At 62.9% G+C, this 14,281-nt stretch carries 17 protein-coding genes; 10 read left to right on the top strand and 7 right to left on the bottom strand.

What is annotated here, in order from left to right; translation table 11 throughout:
• Positions 1-2 precede the first annotated feature (2 nt).
• Together NFH97_RS20995 and NFH97_RS21000 are read right to left on the bottom strand one after the other, a co-directional pair.
• Positions 3-521, bottom strand: coding sequence for a L,D-transpeptidase family protein (locus tag NFH97_RS20995; RefSeq protein ID WP_349625568.1), 519 nt, complete (start codon positions 519-521; stop codon positions 3-5).
• Between the two features lie 21 nt (positions 522-542).
• On the bottom strand, positions 543-1,223 hold the full coding sequence (locus NFH97_RS21000) for a TetR/AcrR family transcriptional regulator (protein WP_222517034.1): 681 nt from the start codon (positions 1,221-1,223) through the stop codon (positions 543-545).
• A 309-nt stretch (positions 1,224-1,532) separates the two neighbouring features.
• On the opposite strand from NFH97_RS21000, the gene lexA reads away from it, so the two are divergent.
• A complete protein-coding gene (gene lexA, locus NFH97_RS21005; RefSeq protein ID WP_108132779.1) occupies positions 1,533-2,198 on the top strand; it encodes a transcriptional repressor LexA in 666 nt (221 codons plus the stop codon).
• A gap of 39 nt (positions 2,199-2,237) precedes the next feature.
• The gene (gene dinB, locus NFH97_RS21010) at positions 2,238-3,296 is read left to right on the top strand and encodes a DNA polymerase IV (protein ID WP_349625570.1); all 1,059 of its coding nucleotides are present in this window, start codon (positions 2,238-2,240) and stop codon (positions 3,294-3,296) included.
• Here the strand turns inward: dinB and NFH97_RS21015 are convergent.
• Positions 3,282-3,488 (bottom strand): hypothetical protein, encoded by a 207-nt coding sequence (locus NFH97_RS21015; RefSeq protein WP_349625571.1) that lies wholly within the window; start codon positions 3,486-3,488, stop codon positions 3,282-3,284. The two genes, dinB and NFH97_RS21015, sit on opposite strands and share 15 nt — an antisense overlap.
• Positions 3,489-3,858: 370 nt before the next feature.
• A complete protein-coding gene (locus NFH97_RS21020) occupies positions 3,859-4,161 on the bottom strand; it encodes an FAD assembly factor SdhE (protein WP_045994570.1) in 303 nt (100 codons plus the stop codon).
• A gap of 238 nt (positions 4,162-4,399) precedes the next feature.
• On the opposite strand from NFH97_RS21020, the gene NFH97_RS21025 reads away from it, so the two are divergent.
• From NFH97_RS21025 to lapB, 3 genes are read left to right on the top strand one after another with little or no spacing between them, the layout of a single operon-like run.
• The gene (locus tag NFH97_RS21025) at positions 4,400-4,696 is read left to right on the top strand and encodes an integration host factor subunit beta (RefSeq protein ID WP_045994571.1); all 297 of its coding nucleotides are present in this window, start codon (positions 4,400-4,402) and stop codon (positions 4,694-4,696) included.
• A gap of 54 nt (positions 4,697-4,750) precedes the next feature.
• Positions 4,751-5,056 (top strand): LapA family protein, encoded by a 306-nt coding sequence (locus tag NFH97_RS21030; protein WP_045994572.1) that lies wholly within the window; start codon positions 4,751-4,753, stop codon positions 5,054-5,056.
• Positions 5,057-6,235 carry a lipopolysaccharide assembly protein LapB gene (gene lapB / locus NFH97_RS21035; protein ID WP_348827962.1) on the top strand — a complete coding sequence of 393 codons (1,179 nt, stop codon included), beginning with the start codon at positions 5,057-5,059 and terminating at the stop codon, positions 6,233-6,235.
• 3 nt (positions 6,236-6,238) lie between these two features.
• On the opposite strand, the gene pyrF is transcribed toward lapB, so the two are convergent.
• The gene (gene pyrF / locus NFH97_RS21040; protein ID WP_349625572.1) at positions 6,239-6,940 is read right to left on the bottom strand and encodes an orotidine-5'-phosphate decarboxylase; all 702 of its coding nucleotides are present in this window, start codon (positions 6,938-6,940) and stop codon (positions 6,239-6,241) included.
• A 317-nt stretch (positions 6,941-7,257) separates the two neighbouring features.
• Here pyrF and NFH97_RS21045 point away from each other — a divergent pair, with 317 nt between their 5' ends.
• Positions 7,258-7,617: a ComEA family DNA-binding protein gene (locus NFH97_RS21045; protein ID WP_308812428.1), complete on the top strand. Its 360-nt coding sequence runs from the start codon at positions 7,258-7,260 to the stop codon at positions 7,615-7,617.
• A gap of 120 nt (positions 7,618-7,737) precedes the next feature.
• On the opposite strand, the gene NFH97_RS21050 is transcribed toward NFH97_RS21045, so the two are convergent.
• Together NFH97_RS21050 and NFH97_RS21055 are read right to left on the bottom strand one after the other, a co-directional pair.
• A complete protein-coding gene (locus tag NFH97_RS21050) occupies positions 7,738-8,796 on the bottom strand; it encodes an Rpn family recombination-promoting nuclease/putative transposase (protein WP_349625573.1) in 1,059 nt (352 codons plus the stop codon).
• 60 nt (positions 8,797-8,856) lie between these two features.
• A complete protein-coding gene (locus NFH97_RS21055; protein ID WP_045994575.1) occupies positions 8,857-9,618 on the bottom strand; it encodes an SDR family NAD(P)-dependent oxidoreductase in 762 nt (253 codons plus the stop codon).
• Between the two features lie 464 nt (positions 9,619-10,082).
• On the opposite strand from NFH97_RS21055, the gene NFH97_RS21060 reads away from it, so the two are divergent.
• The 4 genes from NFH97_RS21060 to NFH97_RS21075 form a co-directional block, all read left to right on the top strand.
• Positions 10,083-10,628: an FxsA family protein gene (locus tag NFH97_RS21060; protein WP_108447762.1), complete on the top strand. Its 546-nt coding sequence runs from the start codon at positions 10,083-10,085 to the stop codon at positions 10,626-10,628.
• A gap of 521 nt (positions 10,629-11,149) precedes the next feature.
• A complete protein-coding gene (locus NFH97_RS21065) occupies positions 11,150-11,443 on the top strand; it encodes a co-chaperone GroES (protein WP_045994577.1) in 294 nt (97 codons plus the stop codon).
• 69 nt (positions 11,444-11,512) lie between these two features.
• Entirely contained in the window at positions 11,513-13,156 is a 1,644-nt protein-coding gene (gene groL, locus NFH97_RS21070) for a chaperonin GroEL (RefSeq protein WP_045994578.1), read from the top strand.
• A 189-nt stretch (positions 13,157-13,345) separates the two neighbouring features.
• Positions 13,346-14,281, top strand: a 936-nt coding sequence (locus tag NFH97_RS21075; protein WP_349625574.1) for a homocysteine S-methyltransferase family protein, incomplete at its 3' end; no start/stop codon positions are given.

The raw sequence follows: 14,281 nt of genomic DNA on the forward strand, positions 1-14,281 counted from the left end.
GATCAGTCATGCAGCCACACCGGCGTGCCGGGCGTGGCTTCATCGAACAGCCGCAACAGGTCGTCGTCACGCAGGCGAATACAGCCATGGGAGTCGGCCACCCCCATGGGCTTGTCAGGCGGGGTGCCGTGAAAATAGATATAGCGGCGCTGGGAATCGACGTCGCCGCCTCGATTGAAGCCCGGCTCCAGACCGCTGAGCCAGAGGATCCGGGTCAGGATCCAGTCGCGCTCTGGCTGGGCCTGGCCTAGTGCCACGCTGTAGACCTCACCGGTGGGCCGACGGCCACGAAAGACACAGCCCACGGGCTGCCCCTTACCGATGGCCGCACGGATCTGGTGCCAGCCCAGCGGGGTCTGGCCACTGCCCTCTTGCTGGCCGGTACCGGCAGCACCGGTGGACACCAGGCATTGCCAGGCAGAGTCTTCACCCCGCCATAGCGTCAGCTGCTGGCGCGCGGTGTCGACCTCCACCCACACACCCTCGGTGGGGGGAAGCGCTGCCAATTGCGGGGTATGCATGACCCTGACTCCCTTCTCAGCTTATGCAGTTGGCTCGCGCGTCGGCGGTGGCATCGTCGGCGCCGGCTCCGGCAGTGGCGCCTTCAGCGCTGACACCACCACCGGCATCATGCGGCGCACCAGGTCGCGCACCGAGACGTGCTCGTCGTAGTCCTTCTCGGCGATGTCGCGCAAGGCATCGAGCCCAGACAGGGTAAAGATCACGGTGCCCAGCGCAAAGTGCAGACGCCAGAAGCGCTCGGAGTCCGGCAGCTCCGGCGTGGCCTTGCGCACCAGCGCCACGAAACGGGTGAACACGGTGCCGTACTGGTCCTGGATATAGCGACGCAGATGCCCCTGGGCCTGACTGTAGGCCAGCCCCAGCAGGCGCATGAACACCTTGAGGCTGTGCCGTTCGGCCGGTACCTCGAGCACGGTGCGGGCCATGGTCTCGAGCAGCACCTCCAGCGGAATCACGCGATCGCCGTAGCCGCGCTCGAGCTCATCGATGGCGGCATGAAAGCGATCGGAGAAGGGATCCAGGTAGCGGGAGAACACCGCCTGGATCAGCGCCTTCTTGGAGCCGAAGTGGTAGTTGACGGCGGCCAGGTTGACCTTGGCCTTGCCGGTAATGTTGCGCAGCGACGTTTCCGCGAAGCCGCGTTCGGCGAAAAGCACCTCGGCGGTGTCCAGGATGCGCGTCACGGTATCGGTCTGGGCCATTCGCGGGCTCCGTCCAGTCTTGTCAAGGGCAGTTGGAAACAATTGTTTGAATACTGGCTTGAGTGTAAGGGAGCCGCCCTTCTCGCACAATCAACCCTGGCTCCACCCTGTTTCAAACGAATGCATCAGGCGGCGGCCCACTACACCAGTGCCCTGGCACACTATTCCTGGCCTTTCGCGGTTTTACTGGATGTACATCCATACTGTACACTTCACCAAGGGCGAGCATTGACGCCCTCAGCACTGGCAAGCGCCGGCAGCAAGCCGCCGCCAAGCCACCCTGTTCCATCGCCGCCCGTGGGAGGCCGCATGACACGTCCCCTGACCCCTCGCCAGCAAAATGTCTATGACTTTATCGTCAAGACCATGAACGAGCTGGGGTACCCGCCCACCCGCGCGGAAATTTCACGCGCCCTGGGCTTTCGCTCCCCCAATGCTGCCGAAGAACACCTGCGGGCGCTCGAGCGCAAGGGCGCGATTCGCGTGATTCGCGGCACCTCTCGCGGCATCCGCCTGCCGGCCCAGGAGGCCGACTCCGGCGCCGCCAACGAGTCGCCCCAGGAAGCCAGCCCCTCGCAGGGCCTGCCGATCATCGGCGAGGTCGCCGCCGGCAGCCCGATCCTCGCCGCCGAGCACATCGACCGCTACTGCCCGCTGCCGCCGGACTACTTCACCCCGCGCGCAGACTATCTGCTGCGCGTGCGCGGGCTGTCGATGAAGGACGTCGGCATCCTCGAGGGTGACCTGCTGGCGGTGCATCGCACCGAGCGCATCCGCAACGGCCAGATCGTGGTAGCACGCCTGGAGGATGAGGTGACGGTCAAGCGCTTCCAGCGTGACGGCCATCAGGTCACCCTGGAGGCCGAGAACCCCGACTTCGCGCCCATCACCCTGGACCTGCGTCGCGACAGCCTGGATATCGAGGGCGTCGGGGTTGGGGTCATTCGCGGTGGCAACGGCCAGGCCCTGGGCTAGTCGCCGTTTCACCGACGTCGTGCCAGCGCCTGCCTGCCCATGCCAGCACCCGTACGCAAGATTCTGCATGCCGACTGCGACTGCTTCTACGCCGCGGTCGAGATGCGCGACAATCCCGCCCTGCGGGACATTCCGCTGGCGGTGGGCGGCGCGCGAGAGGGCCGCGGTGTCATCACCACCTGCAACTATCCGGCGCGCAAGTTCGGCATCCATTCGGCGATGCCGACCGCCCGCGCGCTGCGCCTGTGTCCGGAACTGACACTGGTTCCGCCGGACTTCGACAAGTACCGCGAGGTGTCGAGGCAGATTCAGGCGATCTTCCATGAGCTGACGCCACTGGTCGAACCGCTGTCGCTGGACGAGGCCTATCTGGACGTCAGCGATGTCGAGGGATTCAAGGGCAGCGCCACCTGGATGGCCCGCTGGCTGAAGGAGGAGTGTCTGGCGCGCACCGGCATCACGGTGTCGGTGGGGGCGGCACCGTCCAAGTTCCTGGCCAAGATCGCCAGCGACTGGGACAAGCCGGATGGGCTGACGGTGATACCACCCGACCTGGTAGAAAGCTTCGTTCTGGCCCTGCCGGTGCGCAAGCTTCACGGCGTGGGGCCCGCCACCGGCGCCCGCCTGGACGCGCTGGGCATCACCACCTGTGAGGAGCTGCGCGAACAGCCCATCGACAAGCTGCTGGACGAGTTCGGCAAATTCGGGCGACGCCTCTATGAACTCGCCCGCGGCATCGACGAGCGTCCGGTCAAGGTGGAGCGCGAACGCAAGTCGATCAGCGTCGAAAGCACCTACGGCCGGGACCTGCCGGATCTGGCCGCGGCCCAGCAGGCGCTGGTCACCCTCTGCGAGAAGTTGAAGGCGCGCATCGACCGCAATGGTCGCCCGCCCCTGGCCGGCGTGTTCGTCAAGGTGCGCTTTGACGACTTCACCACCACCACCCTGGAGTCGAAGGGCCTGGAGCCGGATCTCGCCAGCTACCGCCAACTGCTCGACCAGGCCTGGCAACGCGCCCACCGCCCGGTGCGCCTGCTCGGCGTCGGCGTGCGCCTGGTGCCACAGGAAGCCAGGCAACAGCTGTCATTGCCGTTTTGACGTCTGAGAACCCAACGCCACTGGCATGCCAAGCAGGTAGCGTCTCAGCACGCGGTGCTCTTCGGGTGTCATCGAATCGGGCCACAGCCAGTGGGTGTGCCCCTGCCAACGCAGGGAGATCAGCCTGGCGCCGACGCTTTCGCAGGTCAGCTCGATCTCGCGCCAGTCAGCGTCATCCGAATAAAGCCTCACGGATCTGTCCGCAGATGACGCCAACGGACACCACTGCCAACGCCCAGGCACCGGGGCCCTGGGCTTGCCCCACCAGCGCATAAGCGCCTGACTCAGGGCGCGCAGAAGGCGTCGCTGCCGACGCTGCCATACGGAAAGGCCCACCTCTTCGGTTTGCTCGTCATCCACGGCGCCCAGCGTTGCCCCAGCTGTCGCTGCTGGCTCACTCTCGACCAGGCACCTTAGCTGACCCTGAAGCGGATGGCGGTGGGCGTGAATCAGTCTGCTGCAGAGAGCTGCGGTGAGCACAGCTCCTACCGGCGAGGGAGTGGCGCCGGCGACGACCAGCGCGATGGTCGCCACCAGCGCCCCCTGGAACAGATGCTGCTGCTCAGAGGCCCCGATTGTGACCGTGACCGCTGGTCTCGGCATAGTCCACGATCATCTGCACGATACGGCGACGGCTGGGCTCTTCCGGCCACTCGCGACGCATCAACCACATGAACAGGTCCTGGTCCTCTTCGGTGATCAGCTGGCGATAGGCGGCCTGGTCGGCCTCGTCGAGTTCATCGTAGCAATGCTCGAGAAACGGCAGCAGCAAGAGGTCCAGCTCCCACATGCCACGGCGGGAGTGCCAGTGCAGGCGCTTGCGCTCGGCCTCGAGGCGGGAGGCCACGGAAGACGGTTGATCCAAGGGGAACCTCGTCAGGGATGGAATGTGTGGCCTCAGTATACCGCAGCACGATCCGCCAGGCAGCCGCCGGCGTATCCCGAAGGTGACCCGGCGCAAGATCATTGCCACGAATGTAGTGCGTTGTTTTCTCAAGACTTGAAAAGTATGCTATCTAAAAACAAGAGGCTGTGACGGATACGGCCTTCGCCACTGGCTTGGCCAGCGCTCAACACCCAGGTGGGACTCACGGAGACAACCGATGACAAAGTCCGAACTGATAGAGCAGATCTCCATGCGGCAGCCGGAGCTGTCGATCAAGGACGTCGAGGCCGCGGTGCGCCTCATTCTGGATGACATCACCGATACCCTCGCCGATGGTGGGCGGGTCGAGATACGGGGTTTTGGCAGTTTCTCTCTGCACTATCGGGAGCCCCGGGTCGGCCGCAACCCCAAGACAGGTGAAGCGGTGGAGCTGGAAGGCAAGTTCGTGCCACACTTCAAGCCCGGAAAGGAGTTGCGCGAACAAGTCGACGCCAGCCGTGCGCTGGGCTACTGAGTTCGCTGACAACCGCTCTCTCCGTTCTCTTTGTCTCACTATGGGAAGTCACACATGCGTTGGCTAAAAGGCCTGATCATGGCCATCATTCTGCTGGCGGTACTGGTCATCGGTATCCTGTTCGCGACCAACAACCAACAGGCCCTGCCGCTGAACCTCATCTGGTTCGAATTGCCCGAGGCCTCCCTGTCGGTGTGGCTGCTGGCCTCCCTGGCTGTCGGCGTGCTGCTTGGCATGCTGGCGATGAGCGGCGTCTACATTCGGCTGCGCGCCCTGCTGACTCGCGCCCAACGCCACAACCAGCAGCAGCGCAAGGAACTCGATCGTCTTCGCGTGCAGGAGATGAAGGAACTTCCCTGAATGCCCGATCTTCTGCTGCTGGGCCTGCTGGTCGTCGCCCTCGCCATTGGCTGGGCGCTCGGCCGGCGGGAGAGTCGACAGCAAGAACGCCCCGCCCCAAGTCTTCACCGCGACTACTTTGTCGGTCTGAACTACCTGCTCAACGATCAGCAGGACCGGGCCATCGAGACCTTCATCTCTGCGCTGGAGGTCAACAGCGATACCATCGAGACTCACGTCACCCTGGGGAACCTGTTTCGCTCTCGCGGTGAGGCCGACCGCGCCGTCAAGATTCACCAGAACCTGCTCGCCCGTCCTTTCCTGGACGGCCACCAGGGAGCCTGGGTGCAGCTCGAGCTGTCCCGGGACTTTCTGCAGCTGGGTCTGCACGATCGCGCCGAACGGCTGCTGAAGGGGCTGGTCAAGGAAGAAACCCACGCCGAAGTACGCCACCATGCCAAGCGGCTGCTGGTGGACCTGTTCGAGCGCGAGGGGGAATGGCAACAGGCGATCGACGAGGCCGTTCCCCAGTTGACCCGACGCCATGATGACCTGCGTCGGGCCGCCGCCCACTGGCACTGCGAACTGGCCGCAGAGGCGCGAGCATCCAACAGCCACGGCATCGCCAGAAAGCACCTGAAACAGGCGCTTTCCATCGACGAACGCTGCATCCGCGCCAACATGATCCAGGCCGAGTTGTGCCACGACACCGGCCAGTACCGGCAGGCGCTCAAGCATCTGGATCGCATTCCCCAGCAGGACGCCGACTTTATCCCGACGCTGCTTGAGCCGCTGGAACGCACCTATCAGCTTCTTGACGACGCAGAGGGACTGATCGCGCACCTGCACCGGCTGCTGGAGCTGAATCCCTGCACCAGCGTAATGCTGCTGTTGGCGCAGACGCTGCGCCAGGTGCGAGGGAGTGATGAGGAGGCGATAGCGCTGATCACCGAACAGCTCAGGAAGGAGCCGAGCCTTGGTGGGGTGGACTACCTGATGGGGCTGTACCAGCGTAGCGAGGCAAGCGAAGGCGATCCCCGTTTCGACCTGCTGCGCCAGCACACCCAGCCGCTGATCAAAGCGCTCCCCCGCCACCGCTGCCGGCGCTGCGGCTTCTCAGGTGAACACCTGCACTGGCAGTGCCCCAGATGCAGGAATTGGGGCACCACCAAACCCATCACCGGTATAGAGGGAGAGTAGCGGTCAGCTCTCCCTCAACTCCTTCTCGATTGCCTCTAACGCCGCCATCGGGTCTTCTGCCTGAGTGACAGGTCTTCCCACCACCAGGTGCGTGCTACCGGCGTCCATGGCCTCGCGCGGGGTCATGATTCGGCGCTGATCGCCGGCCTGGGCAAAGCTCGGGCGAATACCCGGGGTGACCTTGAGGAAGTCTTCGCCACAGGCTGCCTTGAGACGCGCCGACTCCTGCGCCGAGCACACCACACCATCCATCCCGCTGGCCTTGGCCAGTCGCGCCAGGTGCTCCACCTGCTCGTCCAGGGCTACCGAAACATTAGTAGCTGCAAGTTCCTCGGCGGTCATGCTGGTCAGCACCGTCACCGCGATCAGGCGGGTCGCAAGGCCCTCTCTATCGAGCCGTTCGCGCGCCGCTTCCATCATGCGGGCGCCGCCGCTGGCATGAACATTGACCATCCACACGCCTTGCTCTGCCGCCGCCTGAACAGCAGCCGCCACGGTATTGGGAATATCGTGAAACTTGAGGTCGAGAAAGACCTCGAAACCCCGGCCATGCAGCGCTTCGAGCACATTGGGGCCGCTGCGGGTGAACAGCTCCTTGCCAACCTTGAGACGACAGCGCTCGGGGTCCAGTCGGTCCGCCATGCACAGCGCGGCGTCCATGGAGGGATAATCGAGCGCGATGATCAAGGGCGATGAGGTAGTCACGGAGGCCTCCGGCACAGTGGAATCGAAGGGCGCACCTGCGGCCTGCATGACGTGAGCCAAGCCGGCCCGGTCGCGAGACACAGGACCCGGAGCGCCAAAACGCCGCAGTATATCAGCCCAAGCGACTTCCGCGCGGCCCTATGGCTTCATCTGAATATCTAATTCCACTGATATTTTTATAAGTAATTTCTTATAACTGGATTCGTCGCTCGGCGCCTAAGGTGAAAGTCGAGACCCAACGGCATCACGTCGAACGGACTCGAAGGGGCAAGCCCCCTACGTCATGAAGACGACTTTCAACACCAAGGAGATGTCCGATGCAGACCCACAACGCACAACAGGCTGTTCGCCATCCATCGATGAACGACAACTCGAGCACCCTTTCCGCAAGCAAGCGGTCCAGGTTATGGACTATCGCACTACTGGCACTGACCTGGATGTTGCTGGCACAGCCAGTCATGGCCGAAGAGCAGCTGAGTATCGAGCCGATCAACATCAACGAGGCCAGCGTCGAGTTGCTGGCGGAACTCCCCGGCATCGGCCCAGGCAAGGCTCAGGCCATCGTCGAAGACCGCCAGGCCAATGGCCCCTTCACCACCATCGAGGACCTGACTCGAGTAAAGGGCATCGGTGACGCCACCGTCGCTCGGCTCAAGGATGAAATCAGCCTGCGCTAGACACCGGCTGCAACCAAGCCCTCCGCCGCGCAGTGCTGCGGAGGGCTTGTGGGGGTGAGGAATAATCAACACTTCAGGCAACGGGATTTCTGTTAGCAACCAACAGGCCATGATAGACCATCAGCTGGAGCGCTCGATTTGCTCTCGCAGTTCGCTGACCAGTTCTATCGAAATCTCGGCCACTTGCGCGATCGTCTGATCATCCAGCGAAGTCTGCTGAATCATATTGCGGGCTACCTCTAGCTTGCCTTCTTCGCGCCCTTCCTGACGCCCTTCCTGACGCCCTTCCTGACGCCCTTCCTGACGCCCTTCCTGACGCCCTTCCTGACGCCCTTCCTGACGACCTTCCTCGCGACCTTCCTCGCGACCTTCCCGACGGCCCTCCGCCAGCCCCTGCTGCTTCCACTGCTCAGGCCACCGCTTGGCTCTTTCTGCCAGCATATTGTGCACCTCGCTCAATTCATTCAGGGCCTGCCATCCGCCCTGTTCCTCATTTGACACCCAGTTTGGCAATAGTACTCGCTTGATCCAGATGACGAAGTGTCGACGCAAATCTGCCTGCTCTGGTGTCTGCAACCATTTCACCAGCAACCCGATCAGCTCAACCGCATCTGCGGGACTCCGGTGATGCTCCAGCTGGAAGATGGCCGACACCACATTACGCGCTTCGCTGGAGAACTGCTGGTCGGCAACGAGGGCACCTTCATCCAATAGCAGAAAGGACAGATCCGGTCGGTATTGCGCCAGGCTGCCAGGCCCTGCCTGAATGAGATCCCGAACGTTGACAGGCGCGCTCCAGCGACGCTCTCCATTATAGAGCACGATAGGCAACACCGGCGGTAGCTTGCCCGACCGAGTCAGCTGTTTCTGCTTGACCAGATCCTGGTAGAGCAATCCGACGTAGGTCATGGTGCGAAGCGCCATGAAACGATCCACCGTGCTCTGAAATTCCAGCAACAGGTACACGTAGCACCACTCATCACCGAAGCGCGCGCGCCAGATGACATCGTTTTCGCGATCACGCAGGTCATCAGTGACGAAGCTGCCACTGACCCGCTCCAGCGAGTCGAGGTCCAGCTTCTCGATCCAGTCTTCACCGATAAAGCCGGTCAGCAGGTCTCGGATCACCCTCGGCTCGCTGAATAGCAACTTGTAGCTTTGATCATGCTGGTTTTTCATGGCGTGCCCGGCCAGGCGGCCGGCCTCTTCCCTTGGCTAGACCTAGCCCTAGACCTAGACCTAGAGCCGCAGCCCCCCGTCCACCTCCATGACACGGGCGGTGAAGTAGTCGTTGTCAAAGATGAAGGCAACGCTCTCGGCGATGTCGGCAGGGGCGCCAAGGCGGCGCAGGGGCACGCCTGCGGTCAGTTTTTCGAGCATGTCGTCACGCATGGAGGCGGTCATCTCGGTTTCGATAAAGCCAGGTGCCACTGCGCCCACGCGAATACCGTGACGAGCCAGTTCCTTGCCCCAGGTGACGGTCAGGGCGGCAACACCGGCCTTGGCCGCGGCATAGTTGCTCTGGCCCATGTTACCGGCGCGCGAGATGCTCGAGATATTGACGATGACACCCCGACGATCATCCTCGATCATGGCCGTGGCGGCGGCACGCCCGCACAGGAACACACCGGTCAGATTGACATCGATGACCGCCTGCCACTCGTCCAGTCCCAGCGTCTTTTCGACCTTGCCATCGCGCGCCTTGACCAGCAGGCCGTCACGCAGGATACCGGCGTTGTTGACCAGACCGTCGAGCGGTCCCATGTGCTCGCGAATGTCCGCAAAGGCTTCAGTGACAGAGGCCTCGTCTGCCACGTTAGCCACGAAGGCTCTGGCGGTGATGCCGGCATCGAACAGACCATTGACGGCCTGGTCCAGCTGGTCGTTGTCGGTATCGATGAGCGCGACCCGCGCTCCACGGCGTCCCAGATGGTGCGCCATGGCCAGGCCGAGTCCACGGGCTCCGCCGGTGATGGCGATCAGGGCATCGTTGAGTTGCATGCGGTTTCCCCTTGCAAGACGCGTCATACACGCGCGTTTTCAGATGGTTTTTTGGTAAGGCGCCAAAGCGAGACAGGCCGCACCTGCCGCCAGGCGAAACGGCCGCGCGATACATCCAAGCACCACACATGAGCCCACTAACCATTGGTGCACCGCATCATGACAACCTTTCACACCCCCCGCCACTCTTCCTTCGTCTAGCGCAATCCGGCGCAACCACCTGCGACCGAATCGGGCAAAAAAAGAAGATCTTTGCCACACCGAGCGGCTGAAACCGTAAGCACGACTGTGCGAGTGGCCGCGCCAGAGTCGGCAAGGCGCTGCCAGCAAATGAAAGCCGCCGCCAGCAGCAAAAGGAAGGCGCCACCAGCAAAACAAAGGCGCAGTCAGCAAAAGCCACAGCAACGCTTGAACTCCGAGGAGGCCACCCCCATCTTGAACGGAGATCACAACGCGGAGCTGACATGCCCTTTCTTCTTATCTTCACCATCTTCGCCCTGCTCGACTTCGCTGTACTCTTTTCGGTGGGTAGCGAAATCGGTCTGCTTTCCACCCTGGCGCTGGTGCTGGCCACCGGCTTCATCGGTCTGCACCTGATCCGTCGCGAAGGTGTGGCCACCTTCGCACGCGCCCAGGAGCGGATGTCACGCGGCGAGATCCCCTCCTCGGAGCTGATGACCGGTGCCGCGCTGATCTTCGGTGGCGCCCTGCTGATGGCGCCGGGTTTTCTGTCTGACGCACTCGGCTTCATGTGCCTGATTCCCAACGCTCGCCGCCTGCTGGGCAAGGCGCTGGCCAAGGTCGGGGTGCGCATGAAGGGCTTCCAGATGGGCGGCACCCATTTCGGCGGTACCCAAGAAGGGGGCTTTGCGGGCCCCAAGGCCAATGCCGATGGATGGGACGAGGCTTCCGGCCGCCGCCGGGATGACACCAGCTGGCGCGAAAGTTCGGCCGGCGATGAAGAACCGCTGGAGGGCGAATTCATCAGCAAGGATGAGCGACGCCGCTAGGGCTTGTCTGAAAAGTGTCTGCGCTCGGTAATACGGCGTTAAAAATCGGCTGGTGCGCCAGCCCGGTCAAAATGCTCATTTACACCACGTAAACTGCGCTTTCTCACCGATTTTTGCCTTGTCTAACCTTCGCTCGTCGACTTTTCGGACTGAGCCTGAGGCTTGCGCGGCGGACCCACTCTTGCCGCATCATCGTCTTGTCCCTCGCATCGGCACCCTTCGGGGTGCCGATGCCGTTTCATGGGCCCCGTCAGCCTTGGATGCAAGAAGACAAAAAAATTTTCATCCAAGCCCTTGAAAGCCCCCACTCCAGCCCCACTTACCAGAGCAGCACCAAGCTTCGGTGAGGGAGTACGCTCCCCCGCCATTGACAGGAGGGCCGACAAGGGCCTGCCACTTCATCGGCAGCCCGGCAATGACCTCCAGCTCTCGCCGAGTCGCAGGGCGTCACGACGAGAGTGAACAATGAACCGCCGGGGTGGATGCCCCGGCCTTGCAAAACCATCAGGAGAACGTGAGCAATGAACATCCGTCCCTTGCACGATCGCGTCGTCATCCGTCGCGTTGAGGAAGAGCAGAAGACCGCAGGCGGCATCGTGCTTCCGGGCAACGCCCAGGAAAAACCGACTCGTGGCGAAGTTCTCGCCGTCGGTAACGGCCGGATTCTCGAGAGCGGCGACGTGCGTCCTCTGGACGTCAAGGTCGGCGACACCGTGATCTTCAAGGATGGCTTCGGCGTCGAAAAGCAGAAGATCGACGGCGAGGAAGTCCTGATCATGAGCGAGTCCGACATCCTGGCGGTCGTCGAGGGCTAAGCCCTGCCCCGCAGACTCACTCGTTTCAACGTTCACTTTTGACGCTTAGATTCTAAGGAAGTACAGAAAATGGCAGCGAAACAAGTCAAGTTCTCTGATGATGCCCGCAAGCGCATGGCGCGTGGTGTCGATGTCCTGGCCAATGCCGTCAAGGCTACCCTGGGCCCGAAAGGTCGCAACGTGGTGCTGGAGAAGTCCTTCGGCGCGCCGACCGTGACCAAGGACGGCGTCAGCGTCGCCAAGGAAATCGAACTGAAGGACCGGTTCGAAAACATGGGCGCGCAGATGGTCAAGGAAGTGGCTTCCAAGACTTCCGACGTGGCCGGTGACGGTACCACCACCGCTACCGTGCTGGCCCAGGCCATCGTCGCCGAAGGCCTGAAGGGCGTGACCGCCGGCATGAACCCGATGGACCTCAAGCGCGGCATCGACCAGGCCGTCATCGCTGCGGTCAAGGAAATCCAGGCTCTGTCCGTTCCCTGCACCGACTCCAAGGCCATCGCCCAGGTCGGCACCATCTCCGCCAACGGCGACTCGCGCATCGGCGAGATCATCGCCGAGGCGATGGAGAAGGTCGGCAAGGAAGGCGTCATCACTGTCGATGAAGGCCGTGGCTTCGAAGACGAGCTGGACGTGGTCGAGGGCATGCAGTTCGACCGCGGTTACCTGAGCCCGTACTTCGTCACCAACCAGGACACCATGGCCGTGGAACTGGAAGATCCGTTCATCCTGCTGGTGGACAAGAAGATCTCCAACATCCGCGAACTGCTGCCGACCCTGGAAGCCGTCGCCAAGGCTGGCAAGCCGCTGGTGATCATCGCCGAAGACATCGAAGGCGAAGCGCTGGCTACCCTGGTGGTCAACACCATGCGTGGCATCGTCAAGGTCGCCGCCGCCAAGGCGCCTGGCTTCGGTGATCGCCGCAAGGCCATGCTGCAGGACATCGCGATCCTGACCAACGGCACCGTGATCTCCGAGGAAGTGGGTCTGAACCTCGAGCAGGCCACCCTGGACCACCTGGGCACCGCCAAGCGCGTGACCATGTCCAAGGAAAACACCACCATCATCGATGGTGCCGGCAACGATGGTGACATCGAAGCACGCGTCAACCAGATCCGCGCCCAGATCGAAGAGACTTCCTCCGACTACGATCGCGAGAAGCTCCAGGAGCGTGTCGCCAAGCTGGCCGGCGGTGTTGCCGTCATCCGCGTCGGTGCCGCTACCGAAGTCGAGATGAAGGAGAAGAAGGCCCGCGTCGAGGACGCCCTGCACTCTACCCGCGCCGCGGTCGAGGAAGGTGTCGTGCCTGGCGGTGGTACTGCCCTGATCCGCATCCTGACCAAGATCGCTGGCCTCAAGGGTGACAACGAAGACCAGACTCACGGTATCGCCATCGCTCTGCGCGCCATGGAAGCACCGCTGCGTCAGATCGTCACCAACGCTGGCCAGGAAGCCTCCGTCATCGTCAACCGCATCAAGGACGGTGAAGGCAACTTCGGCTACAACGCCCAGACCGGCGAGTACGGCGACCTGTTCGAGATGGGTGTGCTGGACCCGGCCAAGGTGACTCGCAGCGCGCTGCAGTCCGCTGGCTCCGTGGCTGGCCTGCTGATCACCACCGAAGCCATGATCGCCGACGATCCGGACGAGAAGGACGCTGCTCCGGACATGGGCGGCATGGGTGGAATGGGCGGCATGGGCGGCATGATGTAACGCCTGCCCCGGGCAGCTCCGGCTGCCCGACCCGCGCACCCCAAGCGCACAAAGCCCTGCCTGATGGCAGGGCTTTTTTGTTCTTCACCATTCATCGAGCCGCCTCATCCAGAGGTTGAGGACTTTTCAATTTATTCCCGCCCCCGGGACATGATTCACTATCGGCTGGATCAACTTGCAGGCAACATCATGGATTTGACGCTACTGGACGGCGGCATGGGGCGCGAGCTCAAGCGCATCGGCGCCCCCTTCTCACAGCCCTTGTGGAGCGCCCAGGCGCTGATCGAAGCTCCCGACCGGGTCATCGAGGCCCACCTCAACTTTATTCGGGCCGGCGCCCAAGTGATTACTGCCAACAGCTACGCCTGCGTGCCGTTCCATCTTGGCGAGCGGCGCTATCGAGAAGAGGGGCCGGCACTCGCTTCTCTCGCGGCACGATTGGCAGCGCAAGCGGCAAGCTGCTGGCAGGATGAATCCGTCCAGCCACCATCGCACGCCAATGCCCCTGAAGTCTCGCTTAGCGTCGCGGGCTGCCTGCCTCCTGCCCTGGGCAGCTATCGTCCCGATCTGTTCGACCCCTGCCGCGCCAGGGAGATCACTACCGCCCTGTATCATGCGCAGGACCCACACGTGGATCTGTGGCTCGCCGAGACACTGTCGAGTCTTGCCGAGATCTCGGTCATGCAGGAGGTTCTGGCGGCTTCCGAGAAGCCTCGCTGGTACGCCCTCACCCTTCAGGACGAGGTGTCCGACATCGCACGCCTGCGCTCCGGAGAGTCCGTTGCCGAGGCGACCCAACAGCTATGTCAGGGCGGCGCCGACGCCATCCTGTTCAACTGCTCGATTCCGGAGGTCATGGCGCAGGCACTGGTCGACGCCGGCGACGCCATGCAACGACTCAAGCTATCGCGCCCGCTGGGCGCCTACGCCAACAGCTTCTCGCCGATCGGCGATGCTCACCGGGCCAACACCACCTTGACGGCAGACCGGGAGCTGACCCCGGCAGGCTACCTGGACTACGCCAAACGCTGGCACTCCCTGGGCGCAAGCCTGATCGGCGGATGCTGCGGCATCCATCCGGCTCATATCGAAACACTAGATGCCTGGAAACAGGCCGCCCATCAC

It is taken from the genome of Halomonas sp. SCS19, from assembly GCF_040147015.1.
Classification (GTDB): Bacteria; Pseudomonadota; Gammaproteobacteria; order Pseudomonadales; family Halomonadaceae; genus Halomonas; species Halomonas litopenaei.